The sequence below is a fragment of the Anaerovorax odorimutans DSM 5092 genome (assembly GCF_000426305.1).
Lineage (GTDB): Bacteria > Bacillota > Clostridia > Peptostreptococcales > Anaerovoracaceae > Anaerovorax > Anaerovorax odorimutans.
In genome coordinates, this window is the sequence record NZ_KE384518.1 from 250,919 (window position 1) to 276,189 (window position 25,271).

31 protein-coding genes are annotated in these 25,271 nt (G+C 30.2%); 14 read left to right on the top strand and 17 right to left on the bottom strand.

What is annotated here, in order from left to right; all coding sequences use genetic code 11:
* Positions 1 to 11: 11 nt before the first annotated feature.
* The 3 genes from K292_RS0113900 to K292_RS0113910 all read right to left on the bottom strand — a co-directional run bounded on the left by K292_RS0113900 (position 12) and on the right by K292_RS0113910 (position 2,136).
* Positions 12 to 902, bottom strand: a complete 891-nt coding sequence (locus K292_RS0113900) for a YitT family protein (protein ID WP_027400342.1) — start codon at positions 900 to 902, stop codon at positions 12 to 14.
* Positions 903 to 1,159: 257 nt separating this feature from the next.
* Positions 1,160 to 1,537 (bottom strand): metal-dependent transcriptional regulator, encoded by a 378-nt coding sequence (locus tag K292_RS0113905; RefSeq protein WP_037373233.1) that lies wholly within the window; start codon positions 1,535 to 1,537, stop codon positions 1,160 to 1,162.
* 11 nt (positions 1,538 to 1,548) lie between these two features.
* Positions 1,549 to 2,136, bottom strand: a complete 588-nt coding sequence (locus K292_RS0113910; protein ID WP_169515467.1) for a DUF4230 domain-containing protein — start codon at positions 2,134 to 2,136, stop codon at positions 1,549 to 1,551.
* A 581-nt stretch (positions 2,137 to 2,717) separates the two neighbouring features.
* Here K292_RS0113910 and K292_RS0113915 point away from each other — a divergent pair.
* The 4 genes from K292_RS0113915 to K292_RS17320 are packed head-to-tail and all read left to right on the top strand — an operon-like array spanning position 2,718 to position 5,436.
* Positions 2,718 to 2,930, top strand: a complete 213-nt coding sequence (locus K292_RS0113915; protein ID WP_027400345.1) for a FeoA family protein — start codon at positions 2,718 to 2,720, stop codon at positions 2,928 to 2,930.
* 18 nt (positions 2,931 to 2,948) lie between these two features.
* Positions 2,949 to 3,176, top strand: coding sequence for a FeoA family protein (locus K292_RS0113920; RefSeq protein WP_027400346.1), 228 nt, complete (start codon positions 2,949 to 2,951; stop codon positions 3,174 to 3,176).
* Position 3,177: 1 nt separating this feature from the next.
* Positions 3,178 to 5,217 (top strand): ferrous iron transporter B, encoded by a 2,040-nt coding sequence (gene feoB / locus K292_RS17315; protein WP_051280779.1) that lies wholly within the window; start codon positions 3,178 to 3,180, stop codon positions 5,215 to 5,217.
* A 21-nt stretch (positions 5,218 to 5,238) separates the two neighbouring features.
* The gene (locus K292_RS17320; protein WP_037373237.1) at positions 5,239 to 5,436 is read left to right on the top strand and encodes a FeoB-associated Cys-rich membrane protein; all 198 of its coding nucleotides are present in this window, start codon (positions 5,239 to 5,241) and stop codon (positions 5,434 to 5,436) included.
* A 124-nt stretch (positions 5,437 to 5,560) separates the two neighbouring features.
* Here K292_RS17320 and ybaK read toward each other — a convergent pair whose 3' ends face one another.
* Complete coding sequence (ybaK, locus tag K292_RS0113935) at positions 5,561 to 6,046, bottom strand: Cys-tRNA(Pro) deacylase (protein WP_027400347.1); 486 nt, start codon at positions 6,044 to 6,046, stop codon at positions 5,561 to 5,563.
* A gap of 120 nt (positions 6,047 to 6,166) precedes the next feature.
* Positions 6,167 to 6,661, bottom strand: a complete 495-nt coding sequence (locus K292_RS0113940) for a hypothetical protein (protein ID WP_027400348.1) — start codon at positions 6,659 to 6,661, stop codon at positions 6,167 to 6,169.
* A 648-nt stretch (positions 6,662 to 7,309) separates the two neighbouring features.
* On the opposite strand from K292_RS0113940, the gene K292_RS0113950 reads away from it, so the two are divergent.
* Both K292_RS0113950 and K292_RS0113955 read left to right on the top strand, forming a co-directional pair.
* On the top strand, positions 7,310 to 7,690 hold the full coding sequence (locus tag K292_RS0113950) for a BlaI/MecI/CopY family transcriptional regulator (RefSeq protein ID WP_037373238.1): 381 nt from the start codon (positions 7,310 to 7,312) through the stop codon (positions 7,688 to 7,690).
* Positions 7,683 to 9,257: a M56 family metallopeptidase gene (locus K292_RS0113955; RefSeq protein ID WP_027400350.1), complete on the top strand. Its 1,575-nt coding sequence runs from the start codon at positions 7,683 to 7,685 to the stop codon at positions 9,255 to 9,257. Before K292_RS0113950 ends, K292_RS0113955 begins: the two co-directional genes overlap by 8 nt.
* 164 nt (positions 9,258 to 9,421) lie before the next feature.
* Here the strand turns inward: K292_RS0113955 and K292_RS0113960 are convergent, their stop codons facing one another.
* Both K292_RS0113960 and K292_RS0113965 read right to left on the bottom strand, forming a co-directional pair.
* Positions 9,422 to 9,709: a nucleotidyltransferase family protein gene (locus tag K292_RS0113960; protein WP_037373240.1), complete on the bottom strand. Its 288-nt coding sequence runs from the start codon at positions 9,707 to 9,709 to the stop codon at positions 9,422 to 9,424.
* A 235-nt stretch (positions 9,710 to 9,944) separates the two neighbouring features.
* Positions 9,945 to 10,307, bottom strand: coding sequence for a hypothetical protein (locus K292_RS0113965; protein ID WP_027400352.1), 363 nt, complete (start codon positions 10,305 to 10,307; stop codon positions 9,945 to 9,947).
* Positions 10,308 to 10,571: 264 nt separating this feature from the next.
* Here K292_RS0113965 and K292_RS0113970 point away from each other — a divergent pair, with 264 nt between their 5' ends.
* Positions 10,572 to 11,762: a pyridoxal phosphate-dependent aminotransferase gene (locus K292_RS0113970; RefSeq protein ID WP_027400353.1), complete on the top strand. Its 1,191-nt coding sequence runs from the start codon at positions 10,572 to 10,574 to the stop codon at positions 11,760 to 11,762.
* Between the two features lie 72 nt (positions 11,763 to 11,834).
* On the opposite strand, the gene kamA is transcribed toward K292_RS0113970, so the two are convergent.
* Together kamA and ablB are read right to left on the bottom strand one after the other, a co-directional pair.
* Entirely contained in the window at positions 11,835 to 13,118 is a 1,284-nt protein-coding gene (gene kamA, locus K292_RS0113975; protein ID WP_156900547.1) for a lysine 2,3-aminomutase, read from the bottom strand.
* A 48-nt stretch (positions 13,119 to 13,166) separates the two neighbouring features.
* Positions 13,167 to 14,003, bottom strand: coding sequence for a putative beta-lysine N-acetyltransferase (gene ablB / locus K292_RS0113980; protein ID WP_027400355.1), 837 nt, complete (start codon positions 14,001 to 14,003; stop codon positions 13,167 to 13,169).
* Between the two features lie 223 nt (positions 14,004 to 14,226).
* Here ablB and K292_RS0113985 point away from each other — a divergent pair, with 223 nt between their 5' ends.
* Positions 14,227 to 14,868: a TrkA C-terminal domain-containing protein gene (locus tag K292_RS0113985; RefSeq protein WP_245570873.1), complete on the top strand. Its 642-nt coding sequence runs from the start codon at positions 14,227 to 14,229 to the stop codon at positions 14,866 to 14,868.
* 54 nt (positions 14,869 to 14,922) lie between these two features.
* Here K292_RS0113985 and K292_RS0113990 read toward each other — a convergent pair whose 3' ends face one another.
* From K292_RS0113990 to K292_RS0114020, 7 genes are all read right to left on the bottom strand, one after another.
* On the bottom strand, positions 14,923 to 15,549 hold the full coding sequence (locus K292_RS0113990) for a cyclodeaminase/cyclohydrolase family protein (protein WP_027400357.1): 627 nt from the start codon (positions 15,547 to 15,549) through the stop codon (positions 14,923 to 14,925).
* 39 nt (positions 15,550 to 15,588) lie between these two features.
* Positions 15,589 to 15,969 carry a RidA family protein gene (locus K292_RS0113995; RefSeq protein WP_027400358.1) on the bottom strand — a complete coding sequence of 127 codons (381 nt, stop codon included), beginning with the start codon at positions 15,967 to 15,969 and terminating at the stop codon, positions 15,589 to 15,591.
* A gap of 72 nt (positions 15,970 to 16,041) precedes the next feature.
* Entirely contained in the window at positions 16,042 to 16,578 is a 537-nt protein-coding gene (locus K292_RS0114000; RefSeq protein WP_027400359.1) for a YcxB family protein, read from the bottom strand.
* Positions 16,565 to 16,858 carry a GIY-YIG nuclease family protein gene (locus tag K292_RS0114005; RefSeq protein ID WP_027400360.1) on the bottom strand — a complete coding sequence of 98 codons (294 nt, stop codon included), beginning with the start codon at positions 16,856 to 16,858 and terminating at the stop codon, positions 16,565 to 16,567. The genes K292_RS0114000 and K292_RS0114005 overlap by 14 nt, the downstream gene beginning before the upstream one ends.
* Before the next feature lie 18 nt (positions 16,859 to 16,876).
* On the bottom strand, positions 16,877 to 17,443 hold the full coding sequence (locus K292_RS0114010; RefSeq protein ID WP_027400361.1) for a hypothetical protein: 567 nt from the start codon (positions 17,441 to 17,443) through the stop codon (positions 16,877 to 16,879).
* The gene (locus K292_RS0114015; protein WP_027400362.1) at positions 17,444 to 18,361 is read right to left on the bottom strand and encodes a hypothetical protein; all 918 of its coding nucleotides are present in this window, start codon (positions 18,359 to 18,361) and stop codon (positions 17,444 to 17,446) included.
* A gap of 109 nt (positions 18,362 to 18,470) precedes the next feature.
* Entirely contained in the window at positions 18,471 to 19,625 is a 1,155-nt protein-coding gene (locus K292_RS0114020; RefSeq protein ID WP_027400363.1) for a Na+/H+ antiporter NhaA, read from the bottom strand.
* Between the two features lie 379 nt (positions 19,626 to 20,004).
* Here K292_RS0114020 and rsxC point away from each other — a divergent pair, with 379 nt between their 5' ends.
* Genes rsxC through K292_RS0114050 form a run of 6 tightly spaced genes read left to right on the top strand, consistent with a single transcriptional unit; the run spans position 20,005 to position 24,883 of the window.
* Entirely contained in the window at positions 20,005 to 21,312 is a 1,308-nt protein-coding gene (gene rsxC / locus K292_RS0114025; protein ID WP_027400364.1) for an electron transport complex subunit RsxC, read from the top strand.
* Between the two features lies 1 nt (position 21,313).
* Positions 21,314 to 22,273, top strand: coding sequence for an RnfABCDGE type electron transport complex subunit D (locus K292_RS0114030; RefSeq protein ID WP_027400365.1), 960 nt, complete (start codon positions 21,314 to 21,316; stop codon positions 22,271 to 22,273).
* Positions 22,266 to 22,820, top strand: a complete 555-nt coding sequence (locus K292_RS18075; RefSeq protein ID WP_051280782.1) for an RnfABCDGE type electron transport complex subunit G — start codon at positions 22,266 to 22,268, stop codon at positions 22,818 to 22,820. The genes K292_RS0114030 and K292_RS18075 overlap by 8 nt, the downstream gene beginning before the upstream one ends.
* On the top strand, positions 22,813 to 23,487 hold the full coding sequence (gene rsxE / locus K292_RS0114040) for an electron transport complex subunit RsxE (RefSeq protein ID WP_027400366.1): 675 nt from the start codon (positions 22,813 to 22,815) through the stop codon (positions 23,485 to 23,487). The genes K292_RS18075 and rsxE overlap by 8 nt, the downstream gene beginning before the upstream one ends.
* Complete coding sequence (locus K292_RS0114045; RefSeq protein WP_027400367.1) at positions 23,487 to 24,077, top strand: electron transport complex protein RnfA; 591 nt, start codon at positions 23,487 to 23,489, stop codon at positions 24,075 to 24,077. The genes rsxE and K292_RS0114045 overlap by 1 nt, the downstream gene beginning before the upstream one ends.
* An 11-nt stretch (positions 24,078 to 24,088) precedes the next feature.
* Positions 24,089 to 24,883, top strand: a complete 795-nt coding sequence (locus K292_RS0114050; RefSeq protein WP_037373243.1) for an RnfABCDGE type electron transport complex subunit B — start codon at positions 24,089 to 24,091, stop codon at positions 24,881 to 24,883.
* Positions 24,884 to 24,979: 96 nt separating this feature from the next.
* Here the strand turns inward: K292_RS0114050 and K292_RS0114055 are convergent.
* On the bottom strand, positions 24,980 to 25,271 hold a 292-nt coding region (locus K292_RS0114055; RefSeq protein ID WP_027400369.1), incomplete at its 5' end, for an IS3 family transposase.

Genomic DNA, 25,271 nt, shown 5'->3' on the forward strand with positions numbered 1-25,271 from the left:
TACCTCTTTCTTTAAAGTCCCAAAGAATTATAATCTTGAGTAAAACCATAACCTAAAACTTCTTTTACATCTGCAATAGTCAAAAATGCTTCTTTATCTACTTTATATACTACTTTACGTAAATTGGCAATTTGCTTTGGCATTACAACAACAAATAACATTTCTCTATCATTCATTGTATACATACCTTTTGCTTTAATGCCTGTTACTCCTCTTCCAAGCTCTTTTATAATAGCTTCTGAAAGTTCCTGACTCTTATTAGAAATAATAAAGGCTGCCTTTGCAAAATGCATCCCTGAAAGCCAAAAATTTATCATATAAGAACTTATAATCATAGCAATTATAGCATACATACCTTTGTGTGCACCAAAGACAAAAAATCCGCTTAAAATTATAATGCCGTCAATAATTCTAATTAATGTAGCAATTGGATAACTTGGGAACTTAAATTTTAAAATAGTGGCAAGAGTATCACTTCCTCCTGTTGTGGCAGAAATACGAAGTACAATACCAATACCAGATCCCATAAATGCACCTCCAAATACTGCCCCTAAAATTAAATCATCCCCTATTTCAAATAAATTTGGAATGTATTGACAATACCAAAGTGCAACTGAAAGCCAAATAACCGCAATTAATGAACGCTGTGCAAAAGCGAATCCTCTCTGCTTAATAATAATAATAAAAAGTGGTATATTAAAAATAATATTTGTAGCGTAAAGAGGTACTCCATGACCAAAAAAATAGCCTGTTACTTCTTTTATTACAATAGCCAGACCTGTAAGACCCCCAATAACCATACCTAAGGGTTCTAAAAACCATATAAGTCCTAAGGCAAGCATTGTTACACCAATTAAAATTTGCATTAATTGGCCAAAATTTACACCTAATAAACTTTTCATTCTCTCATCACTTTCATTTTAAATTTACTATTTATTTATAACTAATGATTAATTTGTACATATTTCGTATATATTTTGTAAATAATATATTAATAAAAAAATCAATCATTCCCCACCTTATCTACATAAAATTATCACATTCATTTTTTATAATAAATACATAAAGTAAAGCAATATTTAATTTCAGATTAAATTATTTGCACGCTTTCCTTCTTTTTAAAGATACACACACACTTGATAAAAACCCTTAGATTTTTCTAAGGGTTTTTATTATCATAGACCCATTTTTTTATCCTTGAAAAAGATTCTTCGCTTATTATATGTTCAATTCGGCAGGCATCTTTCGCTGCAACTTCTTCATCTACACCTAAAGCCTCTGCTAAGAATTCTGTTATAAGTTCGTGCCTTTCATAAATTTGTGTGGCTTTAGCTAAGCCTTTTTCTGTGAGAACGATGTTTCCTCCATCTTCCATGATGAGGTATCCACCTTTTTTCAAAATACTCATAGCTCTGCTAATACTTGCCTTCGTATATTGCAGCTCATTTGCAATATCAATAGAACGCACACTGCCGTTTTTCTTTTTCAGCATTAATATTGTCTCTAAATAATTTTCGCCCGATTCTTGAATTTTCATAATGCTCCCTTCTACTCGAAAATAATAGTATATTCCCCAGGTTCAGTATTAAAAATTTGGATTAATTCCTTTATTGATTTTTTTGCTTTATTATCTGCTTCAATAAGTAATCCTTTATCAACAGCTTCTTTTTCCATCTTATCTGTTTCCTTTTCTACAAATGATGTATAGTCTTTTATTTTTAATGGATTAAAAACATAACTAGTCTCATCAAATAATTGCAGGCTTGAATTGTCTATCTCATGTGAAACAATTTTTGCCTTAGGAAGAGATATTGTAATCTTATAGTCTTTTATTGATACCTTTACATCCTTCATATCAATTCCTGCTTTAATTTCTCCATCATAAGAAACCAGAAAAGTTTTCTTTGTAAAAGGTACTTCCCATCCATAAAAATCATTTACATCCTCAAATTTCCCCATATTAGTATAGGCATAATCTACAGTTGCCAATTCACTTATCGTAGTTAGTTTTTCTGAAATCAAATCAGAAGTTATGGCTGCTTCATGTCCTCTACTGCCTTTCCAAAATGCTCCTGCTGCAAAAAAAACTCCTGCAACTGCTACGACTATTACTATTAATATTACTGCTTTTTTCATTTCCATTCCTCTTCGTAACTTCATTATTCAATTTTTATCTATTATTAAAAATTATTATAACATGTCTTAATCTTAGTAACCATTATAACATGACACAAGTTATCAAGCATGTTTCAATGATTTCCTCCTTACAGCAACGCTGTCTCAATCATAGAAATCATTATAACATGACACAAGCTATCCAAGCATGTTTCAATGGTTCCATCCTCTCAGCAACGCTGTTTTAATCTTAGGAACCATTATAACATGACACAACCTGTCCTAGCATGTTTCAATGGTTCCATCCTCTCAGCAACGCTGTTTTAATCTTAGGAACCATTATAACATATTCCTACCCTATTTAGAAAGTTTTTAAAATTCTATCCACTCAGCAACGCTGTTTTAATCTTAGGAACCATTATAACATATTCCTAAACTATTTTAAAATAGTTTAAAAATCTATTGACAAAATAAGTTAGCAGTGATAAACTATTTCTATAAGTTAGCAAGAGCTAACTATCTTTTGGTTGATTAGTTAGTTATTACTAACTAAAATTTGACATTTAGGTTAGTAATAACTAACTAATAAGGAGGAAGGTATTATGATGCCATTAACATTTCTGAAAGCAGGCGAGCAATCTACAATAAAAAGAATTCTAGATGTTAACGATACTAAAAAATTTCTTGAAAGCCTCGGTTTTGTAGTAGGAAGTACAGTTACCGTTGTTTCAAAAATTGGTGATAATATGATTCTTAATATAAAGGACAGCAGAATAGCCTTAGATAAAGATATGGCAAGAAAAATTGTGATTTAATGAAAATGGAGGTTTCATATGTATACATTAAAATCAATTCCCATAGGAGAAACTGTTAAAGTAATCAGACTTGATGGTCAAGGTGCATTAAAGCGAAAAATAATGGATATGGGTATTACTAAAGGAATAAAAATTTCAGTAAAAAAAATTGCTCCTTTAGGTGATCCTATCGAAATCACAGTACGAGGATATGAATTATCTATCAGAAAAGCTGATGCAGAAAAAATAATAGTGGAGAGGTGTTAACATGAAGATTAAAATTGCTCTAGCCGGGAATCCTAACTGTGGTAAAACTACAATGTTTAACGAGATGACAGGAAGTTCGCAGTATGTGGGAAACTGGCCGGGTGTAACAGTAGAAAAAAAAGAAGGAAAACTAAAAAATAACAAAGAAATAGAGATAATCGACCTTCCAGGAATATATTCTCTTTCTCCTTATACTTTAGAAGAAACTATTACAAGGGATTATTTAGTTAAAGAACGTCCTGATGTAATCATCAATATTATTGATGCTACTAATATTGAAAGAAATTTATATTTAACTACACAGCTTTTAGAAACAGGAATACCTGTTATATTGGCTGTGAATATGATAGATGTAATAAATAAAAGAGGCGATCAAATAAATCTTGAAGTTCTCAGCAATGAGCTTGGATGCACTGCTGTTGCCACTTCAGCGGTGAAAGGGATAGGTTTAGAGGAACTTATTTCTAAAGCATTGGATACTGCTAAAAAAGAAAATACAAAAAAAGTCAGTCCTATGTTCATGTCAGAAGCATACGGCAGACTTTCTGAAGAAGAAGAAGAACAGATTATAAGTAATCGTTATGAACTTGTACAGCAAATTGTAGAAAAAGCTGTTGTTAAGAAAAATTTCAATAAAATAGATACTACTTCAGATAAGATAGATAAAGTGCTCACTAACAGATGGCTTGCATTACCTATATTCTTTGTAATACTTTGGGCAATTTACTATGTTTCTATTGTCTCAGTAGGTGATGCAACTATCGGTTGGGTTGAAAATTTATTTGCATTGCTGCAAGAAGGTGCACATTCATTGTTTTCAGGTTTAGGAGCTTCGGCTTGGGCTATGGATTTAATTGAAAACGGAATTATTGGAAGTATTGGTGCAATTTTCATATATGTACCGCAGTTAATGATTCTATTCTTCTTCCTATCACTTTTGGAAGACAGTGGTTACATGGCACGTGTAGCATTTATTATGGATAGACTTTTCCGTAAGTTTGGTCTATCAGGGAAATCATTTATTCCTATGCTCATAGGAACAGGTTGTTCAATTCCTGGTATTATGGCCAGTCGTACAATTGAAAATGAAAGAGATCGAAAAATGACAATTATGCTTACTCCTTTTATTCCATGCGGAGCTAAGCTACCTGTATTTGCCATGTTTATCTCTCTTTTATTTGCAGATCATACATGGATAGGTCCAACTATTTACCTGATTGCAATAGCAGCAGTAATTTTTTCCGGTATTATATTAAAAAAGACAAAATTGTTTGCAGGAGATCCAGCTCCTTTCGTAATGGAGCTTCCAACATATAAGTTGCCTAGACTAAAAGGTGTTGTAATTCATATGTGGGATAAAGCAAAATCATTTATTAAAAAAGCTGGTACTATAATCTTTGCCGCATGTGCTATTTTATGGCTGTTACAAAACTTCAGTTTCAGCGGATATGTTGGTCCTGATGCAATTGATCAAAGTATTTTAGCACAATTCGGTAATGCTGTTAAATGGATCTTTATTCCTCTTGGCTTTGGAGATTCTTGGGCTGCACCAGTTGCTGCAATAACAGGACTTATAGCAAAAGAAGTCGTAGTTGCAACTTTTGCATCAGTTGGTTCAACGGTTCCTATTGTATTTAGTCAAGTAACCGGATTTGGGTTTATGCTCTTTACTCTATTTGCAGCTCCTTGTTTCGCAGCTATAGGTGCAATGAAAAGAGAATTTGGAAACTGGAAATGGACTTTCTTTGCAATAGGCTATCAAACAGGTCTTGCATATGTTATGGCTTTATTGGTAAACTTAATTGGTGGATTAATCTTTAAAGGAACAGATGTTGTTAAGAAAGTTTCTCTTGATATAGGATTAATGGAACAGGCCTCAGAAGGTGATGTTGTAAGCTTCAATATTGTATATGCTATATTTATTGCAATAATAGTAATTGGCTTGATAATAGGAATAGCAAGTAAAATAAGAAGTTCAAAAGATTATGCTTCAGTATCAAAAGCAGTAGCTTCAGAATCAGTGGCCTCCGAAGAAAATTAATGTTTAAAAGGGGTATTTAATATGATTAATTATATAATCGGTATAATCATTGTAATTGCAGTGGTTTTAGCAATACGCTCTATTTCTAAAAGCAGTAAAAATAAGGGGTGTTCCGGAGGATGCACAGGTTGCTCCCATGGCTCCACCTGCGAGGCTTTTAAGTCACTTGAAGCATTAGAAAAAGATATTCAAAATAATAACATTCAAAACAATAAATAACCTAAAATATAACCTTTAAATTAAACAACCTTCTATAAATTTAATATAAAATCTAAAGAAGCTGTGTACTAATTGTTTGGTGCACAGCTTCTTTGTTTATACCATAATTTTTTATTATTTTTATTTATTCTTTATTTATAATTAATCCTACCAAATCAGCATCAATCAGATTTAATAAATCATCTACCCTAACATCCATTTGAAGCCCTACTTTTCCGGCACTGACCACAATATTTTCAAAATTTGCAGCACTTTCATCGATTGCAGTTTTAAATTGCTTTTTCATACCCACGGGAGAACATCCCCCTTTGATATACCCGGTTACTTTAGTAATATCTCTTGCTAAAATCATTTCTATCTTCTTTTCGCCAAAATGTTTTGCTGCTTTCTTTAAATCTAATTCACAATCTACAGGAATAACACATACATAATGTTCCTTGCTTGAACCTTGTAAAACTAATGTTTTAAATACTCTTTTAGGATCCATTCCTGTAGCTTTCGCAACAGATAGACCGTCCAAAAACCCTTGTGGTGCCTCATATTCTTTAATATTGTATTTGATTTTATTTACTTCAAGTAATCTAACTGCATTAGTTTTAATACCAGCCATATTTACATATCCTTTCACTACAAAAAATCTTTATCTGTTTTTTATTGTATCATAAATTTTAATAATAGGATAATTAAGGATTAAAATATATCTAATTTTTAGATTTTAATTAATATGAAATTATTGTTTTGGAATAAAAAAATACTCTCCTGTATATGGATTTAAAAAAGCTTCCTCTACCTCTCCATCTACTGTTAAAATCCAATGATAAGAATTTATACCTTTTGAACTACTAGGATAGATAGCATCTGATCCATCAGCTTTTATTATTTTTATAATTCCTTGCTCAGATGCTTTATTCACGATTTTTTTATATGCTTCATTATAAGGAACTTTTTTAGGTATAAAAATTGATGCATTTACAAATGAGATTATAATACTAACCGTAATAGCAAAAAAAACAAGTATCCATTTACTATATTCCATATTTGAATATATACTTCGTATTAAAATGAAAAATAAAATTAATGTTAAAATCAAAAAAACAAATGCCGTAAAATAATCGCCACTTACATTACCAAATAAATAAACATTCCTGATTTCTAAACATAAAGTAAATAGAGCTACAATAAATAAACAAATAGAAGGTATAGTAATAATCTTATTTTTCCACATAAAATATTCCTCATTTCAATTATAAATTTTTTAATAGTTTAAGGGAAATAACATAATAGATATTTTCATCTTATAATACACGATATCAGATTCAATTTTAAAATTCTATACATTACATAAAATTAATTCAATGTCAATTCTAAGATAATAAAAAGAGGAAATTAAGAAATTAAGGATTTCTATTTGAACAGTTTAAAATTTAATAATCTAAATTTTGCTATTCTAATGTGCTTTTTTAAATTCTGTCAATATAATTTTATATAAAAATTCACATACTATCTTTACCTAGAATTTTGAAAGGAGTCAATTTTATGGATGAAAATATTATGAAAGTCGCATCAATTTCTGATAAAGCAGTAGAAAGTATAAATAGTCTTCAATCTAAGCTTAAAACTGAAGATGGTAAGGATGTAATTCTAATAGCATATGAAAAGCGTTAAAAACTATCAATACAAAGGAAGTTTATTATTAAATATATTATTATAGACATATCTGCAAATAAAGGCTATCACACTTGTGTCAGCCTTTATTTTAAGAGTTTATGTAATAATGGTTCCTAAGATTATTATTCTATTAGCAAAAATGTCTTGACAGTTTAATATTACAATTGTAGTATTAAACTGTAATAAAAAATAGGAGTTAATAAAAATGAAAAGATTACCATCATCACAACTTGAAATTATGCTGGCTATATGGCAATTCGGTAAAGCTATAACACGTAAGGAGCTTCACAAATTATTAGAGGATAAAAATTGGAAAATTACTACACTTAATACTTTACTCAATAGACTGGTACAAAACGAATTTTTAGAAATAAGCCATCAAGGTAAAGAATATGTTTATTATCCAAGAATTATGAAGGAGGATTACCTCTCTTATGAAAGCAAATATATTTTATCTTCCTTGTATGAAAATTCTATGAAAAATTTTTTTGCATCCATGTGCAATGCTCGTGATATTTCAACAAATGAACTCTCAGAGCTACAGCAATATCTAGAAAAATTAAAGGGTGGTGATTCTAATGATTAATTACTTTTTTGAAACAATATTAATAGGTGGAATAGTATCTATTCTCATAGCATCTGTATATATTCTCACACCCTTATTAGATAAACTTTATCTGAGTACATGGCGTCTTGGAGTATGGAAAATTTGTATTACTTTTTCAATTTTACCAATAGGCTTAATTATTGGATTTTTACCTTCTTTATGGAATGATGGATCTAATAACTTACATATTGCCACACCAATAAATTTATCTCTATCTAATTCTGTAGAAAATAATATTATTAAGGAAAGCTTTATTCAAAATTCTTTTGATATAGGATTTCTGTTTTTTATTATTTGGTTTTTAGGGGTATGCTCGTTTACTATATATTATATAATCCAATATTATCGTTTTTTAATAAATTTGAAGAATAACTGTATTTTACTCTCTGACGACATTATAAAAAGTATTCGACTAGATTGTTTACCTGAAAAAGTACAGAAAAAACCATTAAAGATATATCAAAATTCTCTTGTTCTTACTCCTATGATTGTTGGAATAATTAATCCTAGAATTATTATTCCTAAAAGAAATTATGATAAAGAAACACTTACTATTATCATTGAGCATGAAACTATTCATTTTTTAAGAAAAGATTTATGGTGGAAGCTATTATGTATCTTTTCAAAAATTCTCCATTGGTATAACCCGTTAATCTATATTATGTCACACTCTCTTGATCAGGATATTGAACTGTGCTGTGATTTGCAAGTATTAAAAAATAAAAAAGCAACATACCGCAATGTGTACAGTGATGTTATTCTAAAGGAAATTATATATGCCACACATCAAAGAAACGCAATCTTTGCATGCATGGGTAATACGGAAAAATCAATGAAAAAGAGGTTTAAAAATATTTTTACCTCAAAAGTAAAAAGAGGTAGAAATTGTATAGTTTTGAGCATTCTAATTCTTTTCATAATGAGTATCGTTGTATTTTCTGAATCACTTCCTCAAAAGCCTTCTGAAGGCGCAAAGTTTGAAGCTCAAATTGAAAGTCTAATTCAGCAAAAAGAGCAAATAAATAAAGAAAAAAGAGGCAATTCATCTATGGATTCTTATTATGTACCAAATTATAAAGAGGTAATAGACAAATATACAAATGATGACGGTATTGTAGACACAAATGCTGTTTATGAAGAATTAGGTATTCCTTTATCCTCTGGTAAAAATTTTGATATAAGGGAAAAAGAGATTTCCTATGCTTTATCAGATTCCGGGTACGTAGGATTACATATTCTTATAAATGGCGATATTGGTGCATATTTTAATGAAAAAGGTGCACTCTGGGAATTAAAAAAAGGACAAGAAATAGTATGGAAATTATGGGCTGACTCAAAATACTATGGAAAAAATTCAGGCTTAATTTGGGGTTATGTTAAAGACGGAGAATATTTTGACATTGAAACACTAAAATCTGCCGATTTAAACTCTGAAGAAAAAAAGTTATCCTTTAAGATCCCTGAAGATGGTTCATACTATTTTTATTTACTTTGTACTGGAGATGGTGTAGTAATAAAAGGACTAGCCCTTTCGTCCATCCATTAATGATATTTGAAGTTTTTAGGAGACTGTTTTATACAACAGCCTCTTTTTTTATAAAGGGAAAAAACGATTAAGAAAACGAATCCAGATGAACTGTGTTATCGTTATTCATCAATTTTGCAGCAATGTTGATTTCAGACACAATTTTCTCAATTATTACTTTGTCTCTATGATTCATATATAGGCACAACCTTCCCAATTTCTAATATAGATTGCTTACTAATAGGAAGTGTCACAATATCTATTTCCGTCTTTAACTTTTCCTCTAAAGATAGTTTCAATCCAGAAAGTATAATCAAAGATGTAAATGGTGACATGAATTCTACTAATAAATCAATATCACTATTTTCATTATTTCTTTCGTCTGCATATGATCCAAATAACTCTATCCTCTTAACTGGAAATTGCGGCGCCACTGCTTCTACAGATTTTTTTATGTCATTAATAGTTATCATATTTCACACCTCCATTCTTATATTTCTATTATATACAGCTTAAAGTTTAGACGTCAATGGTTTGAATTACAATTATTAAAGGCTATTTTATACATATACTCGTTCTTTGTTTTTTCATCTCACCTTTAACATGCCTATTCAATAGGACAAAAATTAATATGTCTATCAAACTCCCGTTGATTTAATTTTAATAGAATAGGGGAAAACTCTTTCTGTTTTATATATTTTCATATAATCATCTAAATGCGAGGTTTGCAAAGATTCCTACAAGTGTCCATGAAAGATATGAAAACTGCATTAGATAATTTCCTATTCCATAAGGCAATGAAGCTATGGGAATTAATGGGTAAAAAAAGAATTGTGCTCCGATAACAGCAAAAACAACAACAGGGATAAAATAAACCCATTTATTATTCCCCTTCGTAAATCTTGGATTAATCATAGTTCCTACACATATTCCAACTAAAAAATAAACTATATATAATACTAAGTATACGTATGATCCTGCACCCACAAGCTGTGCATTCAGCCAAGCCCCTATTATCATAAGTATTAATATAAGCAGCACTCTGCCGCATATTTTTAGCGTTGCTTCCATAGACTTTCTCCTTATTTACTTATTTTTTAGTTATTATAAAAAACCTCTTTTAAGGCTCTTTTATCTCTTTTAATTCTTATTGCTTCGTAATTATTATGTTTAATTATACCAGATTTCTTACTATTTTTATATAAGAATTGTTTTTTCCAATATAAGAATGATATAATAATATAAGTTATTTATTAATTAAACTTATTACTATTTTAAGTTATCATAATAGTAATTTTATAATATACAAATGAAAATAATTTAGGAGTGTAAAATATGATTTCAAAAAAAATGGTTAGCTACGTAGAAAGCAGCTCAATAATAAGGGCTATGTTTGAAGAAGGAAAACGTTTATCTGATATACACGGAGCTGAAAATGTATATGATTTCAGCCTTGGAAATCCAAATACACAGCCTCCTCAAGCGGTAAAAGAAGCAATTCTTGATATTTTAAACAGTGAATCTCCTACCTTTGTACACGGTTATATGAATAACTCAGGTTATGAGGACGTTAGAGATTCCATTGCTAAATCTATTAACAATAAATTTAATACTGATTTTAATGAAAAAAATATTATCATGACTGTAGGTGCTGCCGGAGGTATAAATGTAATTCTAAAAACCCTCTTAGACCCAGGTGATGAAGTAATAGCCTTTGCACCCTTCTTTGGGGAATATAGAAGTTATACTTCAAATTTTGATGGTAATTTAATAGTAGTCTCTCCAAATACAAAAGATTTTCAGCCAAATTTAGAAGAGTTTAAAAACAAAATAACTGCAAAAACAAAAGCTGTTATAATTAATTCACCAAATAACCCTACAGGAGTTATATACTCAGAAAAAACAATTATAGATATGGCAAACATTTTAAGAGAAAAACAGCTTGAATTTGGTGCAGATATTTATATTATTGCTGACGAACCATACAGAGAACTTGCTTATGATGGAATAAATGTGCCATATGTAACAAAATATTACGATAACACTATTGTGGGGTATTCTTACAGTAAATCTCTTTCTCTACCAGGAGAAAGAATCGGATATTTAGTTATTCCAAATAAAGTTGCTGATTTTGAAAATGTAGTTTCTGCTGCTAATGTGGCAAATCGTATCCTAGGGTTTGTAAATGCACCTTCACTTATACAGCGTGCGGTTGCAAAATGTGTAGATGCCGAAGTAGACATAGACTCTTATAATAAAAACAGAGAAGCTTTATATAACGGATTAGTATCTTTAGGTTATGAATGTATAAAACCTGAGGGAGCATTTTACCTTTTCTTAAAATCTCCTGTGGAAGATGATAAGTTATTTTGTGAAATGGCAAAAAAATATAATATTCTCATGGTACCCGGTACTTCTTTTGCTTGCCCCGGTTATGTAAGAATAGCTTATTGTGTAGCATATGATACTATTATAAATTCTCTACCAAACTTTAAAGAATTAATATCTGAGGTTAAAGATAAATAATCATTAAAATAATGTTTAGCATTTAAAAGAGACTGCTTTTAAACAGTCTCTTTTATTATATTTTTAATAAGTCTATTCACTTTCATTACCATTTCTTATATTCCTTCTAAGCCCTGATGGTTCTAAAGATATTTTCTCATTATTTACAAGCCTTGAAATGCCTACGGGTTCTATGTCTTTTTTACCCGAACAAACTTCACAAGTACACTCCGATGAATAATCTTCCGGCTCATTATATGTTGTTATTACTCCTTCGAAATTTCTTAAAATCACTTTATTCTCGGCACTCGAAATAACATAATTTGGCATAACGGGAATTTTTCCTCCTCCGCCAGGTGCATCTATTACAAAAGTAGGAACTGCAAAACCTGATGTATGTCCTCTCAGCCCTTCTATTATCTCTATACCTTTTGAAACTTTAGTCCTGAAATGTTTTATACCCATTGAAAGATCGCACTGATAAATATAATACGGTCTAACTCTTATCTTTACAAGTTCATGCATTAATTTTTTCATAACATGAACACAATCATTAATGCCTCTTAGAAGAACAGTTTGATTTCCTAAAGGAATTCCGGCATTAGCAAGCATTTCACATGCTTTTTTTGATTCAAAAGTGATCTCATTAGGATGATTGAAATGTGTATTTAACCATATAGGATGATACTTTTTTAACATGGAGACAAGTTTTGGGGTAATCCTTTGGGGCATAACAACGGGCACTCTGCTTCCTAATCTTATTATCTCAACATGTTTTATGGCTCTTAATCTTTTAATTATCTTTTCAAGTTTCTCATCAGAGATTAAAAGTGCATCTCCTCCTGATATAAGAACATCTCGGATTTCAGGAGTTTTGGCTATATATTTTATAGCCTTATCAATTTGCTCCATAGGAAGTGAATTGTCACTTTGACCTGCAAATCTCCTTCTAGTACAGTGCCTGCAATACATTGCACATTGATCTGTAACTAAAAGAAGAACTCTGTCAGGGTATCTATGTGTAAGTCCTGGAACCGGTGAATCTGCTTCTTCATGTAAAGGATCTTCAATATCAAAGCTATCTCTCATAATTTCTAAGGAACTTGGTATCGCTTGTTTTCTTATAGGATCATTTGGATCTTCAGGATTTATAAGAGAAAGATAATATGGTGTTATTGCCATTCGTAATGTGTTAAGGCATTTTTTTATTCCACTCTCTTCTTCTGGGGTAAGATCTATATGTTTTTTTAAATCTTCAACAGTTTCTATTCTGTTTTGCATTTGCCACGACCAACTATTCCAATCTTCTGGATCAATATTTTTAAAAAAATTATTATTAATTAAATCTATTTTTTTTAAGTTTAATTGAGTACTCATAAAACCTCCTATTCAGTTTTTATTTAAAAATTAACTTATTCTATAAATTTATAAAGCTTTAAACCAAACACTCATATCTTCAATTTTCCCGCCTATTTGGGTATTACTTTTAAGTCTTCCCGCATAAGTATATCCGCCTTTTGCAAAAGTAATAGTCATTCCGTAGGATGCTGAGCGAGCAATTGTATATGCTGTTTTTATATTGATTTTTTTCATTTCTTTTTCCATATTACTTAGTAAAAAATTTGCAAAATTATAGCCTCTATACTCCGGTAATACTGCAAAATCTGTCATTTCAACATTTTCATCTTTTAAACTCATCTCACATGAGGAAAGAGCCAGCAATTTATTTCCTCTAAAGATACCATAATATATAACATTGGTTTTCATCGTTTCTATGATATATTCCGGTTCTGTTATAGGGAAAGGATAGGAATCGAACACTTTAGAATATAATTCAGCCATTTTGTTAACATCTGAAAGATTTGCTTTTCTAAACGAAAATTCTTCAGAAAAATGGTATTTATTTATATCAAATATTTCTTTTGATTCAGCAATATCTAAAACTTTTTTGTTTAATTCTTTATCTACTTCACTTTGCCTTTTTTTGTCCATGTATTTTGCCATAAACAAGCAATCTTCTTTTCCCTTAAAATAACCCAAAACCTCAGCTTCTTTAGCATATCCATCTTTTATAAAATCCTCTGATACGGATTTTGGAACTTTTGCAATTATTTTTGTATATCCATGTTTATCTGCCATTAAATCAAGTTTTATTAAAATATCAGGCATATCTTCTTTTGCAAGATGCATAAGATAGATTCTATTATTTTCAGATCCATATTGTATTTCAGAATTGTCTATATTAGTTATACTATCGTACATAATTTCCCCCTTTTGTAAATATTCTTCAATCTGACAACTTTATTATATCATAAAAGTTGTCAGATGTAAAATTTTTATGATATTAATTTTAAATTAAGCCTTACGTATTTTTAATTAATATTCTCAAATATACTTTTATATATGTTCTGGCTTACATATCTTGACAGTACATGCTTTTATGATAAAATGAGATTAATATTGTAATATGAAAGAGGGATAATTGTTGAGTACAATAAAGAACAAGACACCGAGGTATATCAAAATTGCACTTGATATAGCAAGAAGAATCGATAATCTTGAATTTAAAGAAGGTGCAAAGCTAAGAGGAAGATCCACTTTGGCAAGTGAATATAATGTATCACCGGAAACAATAAGAAGATCTGCTTCGCTTCTTGAAGACATGGGTGTTGTTATAATAACCCAAAAAAGCGGCATATTTATTAAATCTATTAAAAAAGCTAGAATTTTTTTAGAAAAATTTAATGAAAAAAATAATCTTGATGAAACAAGAAATGCTATAAAGCAATTACGAATTGAAAAAGAAAATATTGAAAAAAAAATAGATGAGAACATAGATACTTTACTTGAATATTTTATGCAGCAAAAAAAAATAAATCTTGGATCAAGTTATGAAATACCAGTACCTATACAAAGTAATATAATTAAAAAAACTATAAACGAACTTCAATTTTGGCATAATACAGGGGCAACTATAACAGCTATTAAAAGAGATTATGAGCTCTTTATTTCACCTGGGCCTTATTTTGAATTTATAGAAGGAGATATAATTTGTTTTATATGTACAGCAGAAAATTATTATAAAGTAGAAGATTTCGTAAATAAAAAAGCTGAAATATTAAGCTGATATTTAATAAACCGGCAATTAATGCCGGTTTTATTTTTTATTTAATAATTTCATTTAAAAACTGGAGGCAACTTTATTATAAATTTCTTCACATAATTTTTCTGATTCTGTATAAATTGCCTGACCTCTTTTCTTAAAATCTTCTGCCATATTTAAATCTTTTATACTGGGAATATTGATTAACACATTTAACCATGCACCTTTTACACAGGATAATAGATTTAATGCAGCAACTCCCAAATCACTTACGGCACTTTTATTTGATTTTCCAATCAGCTTATATGTTAATTTTAACCCTTCCAGTCCCTGCTGCATAGCTTCAAGAGGAACCTCAGTAGCTCCTATCGTAGTTTTAATTATAGCATTACTTCTTAATACTTTTTCTTTGATTGTATCTTTAGGCATTTTATAAGCAGAGGAAAGCAAATTAAATGCGTCCTTATCTTTATCAATACCTAAAATTAAATCTTCTAATAACTTCTCAGCCTTTATTTTAACATCTAAGCAAAGTGGTTCAAATTCTTTATATTTTTCTTTCCCTATTGTTAAATTTATCACCATAAGAGAAAGTGCAATACCTTGTGCCCCTGCAAGTGCACTGGCAGCACCGCCTCCAGGAGCTGGCTCTGATGAAGCTAATAATTCATTATACTTTCTTATGTTAAGATCTGCTAATTTCATATTTCATTCCATTTCTACCAACTTTGTAACAGCTTTTATCTATACATAGGCTATAGTTTCTATTTCTACTAATACATCCTTTGGCAGTCTTGCTACTTCCACTGCTGATCTTGAAGGCAATACTCCTTCTTTAAAATATTTTGCATAAATACCATTCATAGCTGCAAAATCATCCATATTTTTAATAAATACGGTAGTTTTTAAAACTTTGTCCAGAGAACTTCCAGCTTCTTCTAAAATTGCTTTTACATTTTTAAAAACTTGTTCTGTCTGTTCTTCTATTGTTTTTCCCACGATTTCACCTGAAGATGGATTAATTGGAATTTGACCTGATGTAAATAGTAAATTACCAAATATATTTCCCTGTGAATATGGACCAATTGCTGCCGGAGCTTCCTTTGTTGAAACAATTTTTCTCATATTTTTATCTCCTTTTCATTTTTTAGATACTAATATTTTATCAATATTAACATTTGATAAACATAAATATTTTTATTTGCATCTTTTATTAAAATTTCTTCCCATATTTTCTTTTAATATTTTTTCTGTCATTATAATTTCTTCTTCCGTCATGGCTTTTTTAGGCAATATAAAGGCTTGCTGAATATTTACGTATAATAAGAAATATTTTTTTGTTTCATAACCTTTATAAAATAAATCCCATTTATATTCACTGTTTCTATTTTCTTTGCCGCCTTTAATTTGAATCTTATTTTCATCAATTATATATTGCCTTTTAATATGAAAAGAAACTTTATCTGTTCTTAACACTCTACGAATCATAAGTTCTTGAATAATAAATATCAAAATAATAAAGAAAATCATTATCACATAAAAATAAAAATACCAATCCGGCATATCTAATTTTCCGGATGCTCTTCCTATCATCATAACAAGTGCTAAAACAAATATAAAAACATAAGCAAAGATTGTCCATCTTTTTCTGAAAAACAAGGTAAAATTGCTGAGTGCTTTATAATCTTCTTTCTTTATTTCGAAATCAAGTTTTATTTTATTATTTTCTATCATTTATAGTAATCCCCTTACCTTTTTCCTCTATTAATTTTATTTTTTTAGCTCTAGCCATATGTTTTATCTTCCACTCCATTTTCATGGCCTCTTCCTTCGTATCAAATGACTCACTGTAAACTAGAGTAACAGGTCTTCGTCCTCTTGTATATTTTGCACCTTTACCGTCATTATGAGCTTTTATTCTTGACTGTAAATCATTTGTCCAGCCTCCATATAATGTTCCGTCTTTACAGCGTAATAAATATACATAATTTAATTTTTGAGAAGTTTTTTTCATCTTAATATGTTAAATCCTTTATATCGTATAGTTTACTTCATCATCTATTTTTAAATTTTTCAAACCACGTATAATTATAAGCAGCCATATGTTAATAATTATCCAAAAGATTATACTCAATACTGCAATAATCTCAAAATTAAAACTAACTGAAATAGCTAAAATGATACATAAAATACTATATAGTACCGTAAAAATACGAATATTTTTAATATATTCATTCGCCGCTATAGTAAGCTCTAATCTTTCTAATATTCTAACAGCTCCTGATAATATATAAAAAATCATTATAAAATCTGAAATTATTCCTAGTTCTATTATAATCAAATTGAAAATTAATGCTATACCTTCATAAGAAATTAACTTAATAAAGAATATAATAAATTCTATAATAATGCTCATATAGCAAAAAGCCACAGCATTTTTTAACTCTTTTATATTTTCATATTTATATAACATTTGTTTTATTCCATTTAATACTATTAATAAACCTATAAAATTAGGGAGAAGCTGAATAGAACCTAAATTTATATGAAACATTGTCAAAAATAATCCCCAAAAGATTTTACTATATCCCTCTCCCATTTATATTGATCCTCTTTCTTTTAAATACTTTATTAATTTTATAAAATCACATTCAAGATTATATGTATTTCTTTCAATATTATAAATTCTTAATTCATATGTATTACCAAAATCATCTTCATAAGCAATTACTGGCTTAATATCATACATTGTATAATAGGACATAGTATCTAATTTATCTTTAAATCTTGATTTTACATCGATTGTATCAAATTTTTCATACTGTATATTATTTACTTTATCAAACTTATTACCATCTATCGTTAATTCAATTAATTCATTGGTCTCTTTAAATAAAGGACTATTAACAGAAAGTAATTTCAAATTTTTTTCAACAATATATTTTTCTTCTGAAATATGTGAACCTTCACTTGAAGTGCTCCCACTATAATCATTTGTCAAAAGCTGTGTAGAATTTGTTTTTTTTGAGAATAAAAGTCTTCCAAGCTGTACATTCATACTAGTGCCGTCACTAAACATTACTTCTGCATTATTTAATTCTAATATACTATTATCATTAAATATATCTTCTCTAGACAGTAAATTTACATAAACCGTTCTGATACTATAAGTTCCACACCTTTCACCTATTACATTATTTTCATTATTATTGTAGCTAAACACAAATGATGAATTAGGTTTATCTTCTGAAGCCCAAAAGTCAAGCTCTGGAGCTTCTAAAAATGTAACGTTTGTTACTTTGGCTTTATCATCAATATTTGTTATATACCGAATTATAAACTGAGTATCTTCATAATGATTTTCATCATTAACATCTTCCTGTACTTCATATTCACAATAAGTTTTTAAAAAAACAGGCTCATCTAATCTAAGACAAAAAATAAAGCCCAAACATATAAATGCTGTGAATATAATGCAAGTAATACATATCTTGAAGATTTTAAAATTTAACTCCATAAAATATCCTTAATCCTATTTTAATAATTATTCCTTATAGAAAATAATACAAATTACTTCTTTAACTTTAAAAATATTAATGCCATTTAATTATAATATATATATATATTTAATTGTCAATCTTTTTAATTCTCATTATCTTACCTAAAGCAATTACAAATATAAATAAAAATATGGTAAATAGAGCGCCCATTTTAGCTGAACCTTGCAATGATACATCTGAATAAGCTTCACTTGCAACAAAGAGTGCAACGGTTAAACCTAAACCACCTATTAGTCCTGTTAAAAAAACATCCTTTGCCCGCATACCTTCAGGAAGTTTAAATTTTAACAAAACAGCATGACAAGTAAATAAGGAAATTCCAATAGTTTTTCCTATAACTAAAGAAGCAAATACAATCCATGTTAATTTAGAAATCTGTGAGAGTTCAACCCCTGCATTTGAAATCCCAAAGAATATCAAGCCATAATCAACAAGTGGAGATATTTGATGTTCAAATTTGTTTAAAGTTGTATGAATTGGTGCATCATTAACTCCATGCATATCAATTAATTCTGTAGATACTCCTTTCTTAGGCAAAAAAGGAACAATAAATACTAAAGACAATGCTGGGTGCAAGTGTGCAGCATACATACCAATCCATACAATTGTCCCTGCACCAAAGATATATGGTACATAACTCTTAACTCTCTTTCTATTTAAGGTCCAAGCTATTAACATTCCCACAACTATTAACAATAACCATAAGGGTTTCACCGGCTCAGTTGGATCTGAATAGAAAACTGCGATAATAATAAGGCCAATGGCATCATCGGCAACTGCTAAAAGTAATAAGAAGCTTACTGCCGGATGTTTTTTGCCAAAAACAATTCTTGCTAATAGCCACGCAAGAGCTATATCTGTGGCTGTACATATACCCCATCCATTAATATATTCATCACTGCCAAAAAAATAGTTCAAAATAAAAAATGTAAAAATAGGACCAATAACTCCACCGGCTGTAGCCATTAACGGAGTTACAGCTTTTCTAATAGGATTTAAAGCCCCACCTCTTGATAAACTGTTTAGAATTTCAACTCCTGCTATTGCAAAGAAAAAAACCATAAAAATATCATTTATTAAAAAATGAAAATCAATATTAAAAAAAATTGGTGTATGAATAAAATGATGATACGATTCAATTGATACATTTGTCCATATCAATGATATTATCACTCCTAAAATCAACGGGATAGAATACTCTCTGCATCGTTCCAATACCATAAATGTCCTCCAACGTAATACTATTATTTTATTTTCTCTATTTTAATAATTAGAATATACTATATCAAAAATTTAATTTAGTTTCAATTTATAATAATTAAATTTGGAAAAAAATGAATGATATTTAAATATTCCTTCATATATATAGTATAATAATTAGTTTAAAAAAATTTTAAAAAAGATTTGTTTAAATTTGTTCTTTTTTAAATTATGTGATATTATTTTTATTGGAGTGTAAATTATTAAATAATTTTTTATAATTTTTTTTATTTTATAATTTAACTTTAGATTAACCTTAGTTTTATATTTTCCCCATATAATAAAAAAAAACAGTATTTTGTGAAAAAAAAAACATATCACAAGAAAGGAGACTCAAATTTTGTCAATATTAAAAAAACATTTACAGGGAATTCATGTTGACCACAGAAAAAATACAATGAACCATGCTATTGAGACTATGCCTACACCGGATATAGTTTATATTAGTATGTCTCAACATATTGGCGCTCCCTGTGAGCCATTAGTCTCTGTGGGAGATCATGTAAAAATTGGGCAGCCTATCGGCAATTCGGAGGCTTTTATCAGTGCTCCTGTTCATTCCAGTGTTTCGGGAAAAGTTACTAATATTGAAGAAGTCATGTCATCACTTGGAACAATGGATAAGACCATAATTATTAAAACAGATAAAAAACAAGAACTATGGGAAGACATTAAAATACCAACAGCTGAAACAAAAGAAGAATTTATTAAGGCTATTAGGGATAGTGGCTTGGTTGGTTTAGGCGGTGCTGCATTTCCAACTCACGTAAAATATAACCCTAGAAATTTGGATGAAGTAGATACCTTAATAGTAAATGGTGCCGAATGTGAGCCATATATTACTTCAGACTACAGAACAATGCTTGAACATACTCAAGATATTGTAAATGGTATTTTACTAATCATGAAGCATTTGGAGCTTAAACAGTGTTATATAGGAATTGAGGAAAATAAACCTGAGGCTATTGAAAGATTAAATTCATTTTTGTCTACATTTCCTAATATAAAAGTTATAACTTTAGATTCAAGATATCCTCAAGGAGCTGAACGTGTATTAATTTATGAAACAACAGGTAAAGTTTTACCTCCGGGAAAACTTCCTGCTGATATAGGAGTTATTGTATCAAATATAACTTCCATAGCCTTTTTAGCTAAATATTTTAGAACAGGTGTACCACTTATTTCAAAAGTGGTTACGGTTGACGGAGATGCTGTCTCTACTCCAAAGAATGTCAGAGTTCCTATTGGGACAAAGATTTATGAAGTAATTAATTTTTGTGGAGGATATAAAAAACCTCCTAAAAAAATAATTTTCGGCGGACCAATGATGGGTAGAGCAATTTACGACGATGGTAAACCAATAATAAAAAATAACAATGCAATTTTGGCTTTTGACGAAGATCAAGCATTAATTCCTAATGAAACTGCTTGTATTAACTGTGGGCGTTGTGTACAAGCTTGTCCGTTAAATTTAATGCCTACTGCTATTGATAAAGCATATAAAAGAAATGATATTGATGCTTTAAAGAACCTTAATGTTGCAATTTGCATGGAATGTGGATGCTGTTCCTATGTTTGTCCTGCAAAAAAACAATTAAGTTTAGTAAACAAACTATCAAAAGCACTTGTTAAGGAGGCGGGAAAATAAAATGAAAAACTATAAATATGATAATCTTATTGTAGCATCTTCGCCTCATTTGGTTGATAGTATAACTACTTCAAAAATAATGGCAATGGTTATTATCGCGTTGATGCCTGCCTTTGCCGTATCTATTTGGGTATTCGGTGCAAGAGCAATATTTTTAACAGGAATATGTATCATCGCATGTGTGGTTTTTGAGTATTTGTTTAATAAAATAACTAAAAAACCTTCTACTATTGGTGATTTTAGTGCTGTAGTAACAGGTATTTTAGTAGCATTTAATGTCCCTGTAAATTTTCCATACTGGATGGCTATTATAGGTTGTTTTGTGGCTATTATTATTGCAAAACAACTGTTTGGAGGAATTGGACAAAATTTTGTAAATCCTGCTATTACAGCTCGTGTAGTTCTATTTCTCGCATTCTCTACAGAAATGACCAGCTGGCCTACCCCACAAAGAATTTTCTTAGCGACAGATGCAGTAACCGGTGCAACACCTCTTGCATTATTTGCTAAACAGAATTTTGATCAACTACCTTCTAATACAGAAATGTTCTTAGGAACAATTGGTGGCTGTATAGGAGAAACCAGTGCTTTAGCACTTTTAATAGGCGGATTATTTTTATTGTTTAAAAAAATAATTTCACCTACAATTCCTGTTAGTTTTCTTGGGACAATGGTTGTTATTTCTCTAATTGCAGGTATAGATCCTATATTCCAGATTTGTGCAGGTGGAGCAATGATAGGTGCATTTTTTATGGCAACTGATTATTCCACATCTCCACTTACTACAAACGGTAAAATAATATTTGGTATAGGGTGCGGTCTTATTACCATGGTAATAAGACTATTTGGAAACTATCCTGAAGGTGTATCTTTTTCAATATTGTTTATGAATTTAATTGTTCCACATATTGATAACCTTTCAAGAAGAAAATTATACGGTGGAGGTGTTAAAAATGACTAAATTTAAAGATTATTTTGCACCAACTCTTGTTTTAATGATTATTTGCCTATGCGTTACAATTGCTTTGGCTGTTACTTATAATATAACTACACCAATAATTGAAGCAAGCGCTGCTGCTGAAGCCAGTGCTTCAAGAGCAGAAGTACTTCCATCAGGTAAAGACGGTTTTACCGCTTTTGATGTTAATTATACCGAAGGAATTCAAGATGTATATGCAGCTGATAATAACAGTGGTTATGCGATTACTTCTTATAACAAGGGCTTCGGAGGCAAGGTTTATACTATGGTGGGAATTGACAACAAAGGCGAAATAACAGGTATAAAAGTACTGTCACATTCCGAAACTCCGGGTCTTGGAACAAAAGCTATGACCCCTGAATATCTATCTCAGTACATCTCTGCATCAAAAATAACTTTGACAAATGAACCTGATGCTACAAATATAGATACCATAACAGGAGCTACTATATCATCTAAAGCAATCTATGGTGCTATAAATAATGCACTTGTTCAATACGATGAATTGAGAGGTGTTAAAAATGACTAAATTAGATCTTATAAAAAACGGAATTATAAAAGAAAACCCTGTTTTAGTTCTATTACTTGGTGCGTGTCCTACTTTGGCTGTAACTACATCAGCTATTAACGGACTTGGAATGGGTGTTTCCACTATGACAGTTCTTATTTGTTCAAATATTGTAATATCCCTTTTAAAAAGCGTTATTTCACCTAAAGTAAGAATACCTTGTTATATAGTAGTAATTGCGGGTTTTGTTACAATGGTAGGTTTCTTACTTAATGCATATGTTCCTGATATATACGATTCCTTAGGTTTATTTATTCCTCTGATAGTTGTAAATTGTATAATTTTAGGCAGGGCAGAAATGTTTGCAAGTAAAAACTCTGTTCTTAATTCTGCCGCAGATGGTATCGGTATGGGGCTTGGGTTTACTCTAGCATTGTTTTTAATGGGTGCAATTCGTGAGTTCTTAGGAGCTGGTACACTGTTTGGATTTACTATAACAGCGAATATTATTAAACCTATGACTATTTTTGCTTTACCTCCGGGAGGATTCTTTGTTTTCGGCTGCTTGGTTGCATTAATAAACTTTATTTCTAAAGGTCGTGCAATTAAAAAAACTGAAATGGGATGCAGCAACTGTCCTTCTGCCGAAGCATGCGGAAAGTCTGAGAAAGGAGAGTGCAATAACTAATGAAAGAAATTTTAATGATTATGTTCAGTGTTATCCTTGTTGATAACTTTGTACTAACAAAATTTTTAGGAATTTGTCCGTTTTTAGGAGTTTCTAAAAAATTAGACTCTGCCGTTGGTATGAGCGGAGCTGTTATCTTTGTAATGGTTCTAGCAACTATTGTTACCTATCCAATATATATATATATATTAGAACCAAGCGGTTTAAAATATTTACAAACTATTGTATTTATTTTGGTAATAGCTTCATTAGTTCAATTAGTAGAAATATCTTTAAAAAAATATATACCTGCGCTTCATAGATCTCTTGGAGTATTTCTTCCTCTAATTACAACGAACTGTGCAGTACTTGGTGTTACTATACTGAATATCGATGAAAACTATACTTATATACAATCAATTTTCAATGCACTAGGTGCTGGAATTGGTTTTCTTTTAGCAATGGTAATATTTGCTGGCGTAAGACAAAAAATCGAATATTGTAACGTTCCTGCGACTTTTAAAGGAATTCCGTCAATTCTAATTGCAGCATCTATAGTTTCTGTTTCTTTTATGGGATTCAGTGGTGTAGTTGATGGAATTTTTAAATAGGAGGTAGGATTATGCAACAATATTTTTTACCAATCATCATTGTTATAATAATAGGCTTTTTAGCAGGTACTATATTAACCTTAGCCTCAAAATTTATGGCAGTAAAAGTAAACGAAACAGTTGTTAAAGTGAAAGAAATATTGCCAGGTGCAAATTGCGGTGCTTGTGGCTATGCAGGTTGTGAAGACTATGCTGTAGCACTAGCCAACGACCCTACAATAAAACCAAATTTGTGCACCCCGGGAGGAAGTTCAGTGGCCCTTGCTATCAGTAATGCTTTAGGCATAGAATTTGAAGCTGTTGCCGGAAAAACAGCAGTAGTAAAATGTTCGGGAACTTATGCAAAAACCAACTATGTAATGGATTATAGAGGATTACAATCCTGTGCAGCAAATAAAATGTTTTATCGTGGCAGAGGAGCTTGTGATTATTCTTGTATAGGATATGGAGACTGTGTTGATGCTTGTGAATATGATGCTATAAAAATCGAAGGCGGAGTAGCCGTTGTTGACAATGATAAATGTGTAGGCTGCGGTCTTTGTGCAAAGAGGTGTCCAAATAACTTGATTGATATAGTACCGGGCAGTAATTTCGTTTATGTAGGCTGCTCTTCAAATGAAAAAGGTGCTGTTACAAAAGATAAATGTACTATAGGTTGTATAGGCTGTAAGAAATGTGAAAAGATTTGTAAATTCGATGCTATTCATGTTATAAATAATCTTGCAGTTATTGATTACGATAAATGTAAAAATTGTAAAATGTGTATTAATGAATGCCCTGTGGGTGTTATTAAATTTAATAATTAAATATTTATATGAAAAAAATAGACTTTCTTATAAATGATGTGACCCCAATAAGTTAGACTCTATAGCGAAGTAGTATTTTTTACTGCTTCGCCATTTTTATGCTACTTGGCTGAGTCGATATTCAACAGGACTCATCCAAGATAGTTTTTGCTTGATTCTTTGATTATTATAATAATATATGTATTTCTCTATTGCATCCTTCAATTCTTCATAACTATAGTAAACGCAGCCATAATACATTTCTTGTTTCATCACTCCAAAAAAATTCTCCATTATTGAATTATCGTAGCAATTTCCTTTTCGTGACATACTTTGATATATACGGTTTGATTTAAGATTACTACTGTATGCCTTCATTTGGTAAGCCCAGCCTTGATCTGAGTGAAAA

Excerpts from the sequence above, each read along its gene's own strand:
- K292_RS0113900 (WP_027400342.1), bottom strand. The coding sequence starts at position 902 with ATGAAAAGTTTATTAGGTGTAAATTTTGGCCAATTAATGCAAATTTTA.
- K292_RS0113905 (WP_037373233.1), bottom strand. The coding sequence starts at position 1,537 with ATGAAAATTCAAGAATCGGGCGAAAATTATTTAGAGACAATATTAATG.
- K292_RS0113910 (WP_169515467.1), bottom strand. The coding sequence starts at position 2,136 with ATGAAAAAAGCAGTAATATTAATAGTAATAGTCGTAGCAGTTGCAGGA.
- K292_RS0113915 (WP_027400345.1), top strand. The coding sequence starts at position 2,718 with ATGATGCCATTAACATTTCTGAAAGCAGGCGAGCAATCTACAATAAAA.
- K292_RS0113920 (WP_027400346.1), top strand. The coding sequence starts at position 2,949 with ATGTATACATTAAAATCAATTCCCATAGGAGAAACTGTTAAAGTAATC.
- feoB (WP_051280779.1), top strand. The coding sequence starts at position 3,178 with ATGAAGATTAAAATTGCTCTAGCCGGGAATCCTAACTGTGGTAAAACT.
- K292_RS17320 (WP_037373237.1), top strand. The coding sequence starts at position 5,239 with ATGATTAATTATATAATCGGTATAATCATTGTAATTGCAGTGGTTTTA.
- ybaK (WP_027400347.1), bottom strand. The coding sequence starts at position 6,046 with ATGGCTGGTATTAAAACTAATGCAGTTAGATTACTTGAAGTAAATAAA.
- K292_RS0113940 (WP_027400348.1), bottom strand. The coding sequence starts at position 6,661 with ATGTGGAAAAATAAGATTATTACTATACCTTCTATTTGTTTATTTATT.
- K292_RS0113950 (WP_037373238.1), top strand. The coding sequence starts at position 7,310 with ATGAAAAGATTACCATCATCACAACTTGAAATTATGCTGGCTATATGG.
- K292_RS0113955 (WP_027400350.1), top strand. The coding sequence starts at position 7,683 with ATGATTAATTACTTTTTTGAAACAATATTAATAGGTGGAATAGTATCT.
- K292_RS0113960 (WP_037373240.1), bottom strand. The coding sequence starts at position 9,709 with ATGATAACTATTAATGACATAAAAAAATCTGTAGAAGCAGTGGCGCCG.
- K292_RS0113965 (WP_027400352.1), bottom strand. The coding sequence starts at position 10,307 with ATGGAAGCAACGCTAAAAATATGCGGCAGAGTGCTGCTTATATTAATA.
- K292_RS0113970 (WP_027400353.1), top strand. The coding sequence starts at position 10,572 with ATGATTTCAAAAAAAATGGTTAGCTACGTAGAAAGCAGCTCAATAATA.
- kamA (WP_156900547.1), bottom strand. The coding sequence starts at position 13,118 with ATGAGTACTCAATTAAACTTAAAAAAAATAGATTTAATTAATAATAAT.
- ablB (WP_027400355.1), bottom strand. The coding sequence starts at position 14,003 with ATGTACGATAGTATAACTAATATAGACAATTCTGAAATACAATATGGA.
- K292_RS0113990 (WP_027400357.1), bottom strand. The coding sequence starts at position 15,549 with ATGAAATTAGCAGATCTTAACATAAGAAAGTATAATGAATTATTAGCT.
- K292_RS0113995 (WP_027400358.1), bottom strand. The coding sequence starts at position 15,969 with ATGAGAAAAATTGTTTCAACAAAGGAAGCTCCGGCAGCAATTGGTCCA.
- K292_RS0114000 (WP_027400359.1), bottom strand. The coding sequence starts at position 16,578 with ATGATAGAAAATAATAAAATAAAACTTGATTTCGAAATAAAGAAAGAA.
- K292_RS0114005 (WP_027400360.1), bottom strand. The coding sequence starts at position 16,858 with ATGAAAAAAACTTCTCAAAAATTAAATTATGTATATTTATTACGCTGT.
- K292_RS0114010 (WP_027400361.1), bottom strand. The coding sequence starts at position 17,443 with ATGGGAGAGGGATATAGTAAAATCTTTTGGGGATTATTTTTGACAATG.
- K292_RS0114015 (WP_027400362.1), bottom strand. The coding sequence starts at position 18,361 with ATGGAGTTAAATTTTAAAATCTTCAAGATATGTATTACTTGCATTATA.
- K292_RS0114020 (WP_027400363.1), bottom strand. The coding sequence starts at position 19,625 with ATGGTATTGGAACGATGCAGAGAGTATTCTATCCCGTTGATTTTAGGA.
- K292_RS0114030 (WP_027400365.1), top strand. The coding sequence starts at position 21,314 with ATGAAAAACTATAAATATGATAATCTTATTGTAGCATCTTCGCCTCAT.
- K292_RS18075 (WP_051280782.1), top strand. The coding sequence starts at position 22,266 with ATGACTAAATTTAAAGATTATTTTGCACCAACTCTTGTTTTAATGATT.
- rsxE (WP_027400366.1), top strand. The coding sequence starts at position 22,813 with ATGACTAAATTAGATCTTATAAAAAACGGAATTATAAAAGAAAACCCT.
- K292_RS0114045 (WP_027400367.1), top strand. The coding sequence starts at position 23,487 with ATGAAAGAAATTTTAATGATTATGTTCAGTGTTATCCTTGTTGATAAC.
- K292_RS0114050 (WP_037373243.1), top strand. The coding sequence starts at position 24,089 with ATGCAACAATATTTTTTACCAATCATCATTGTTATAATAATAGGCTTT.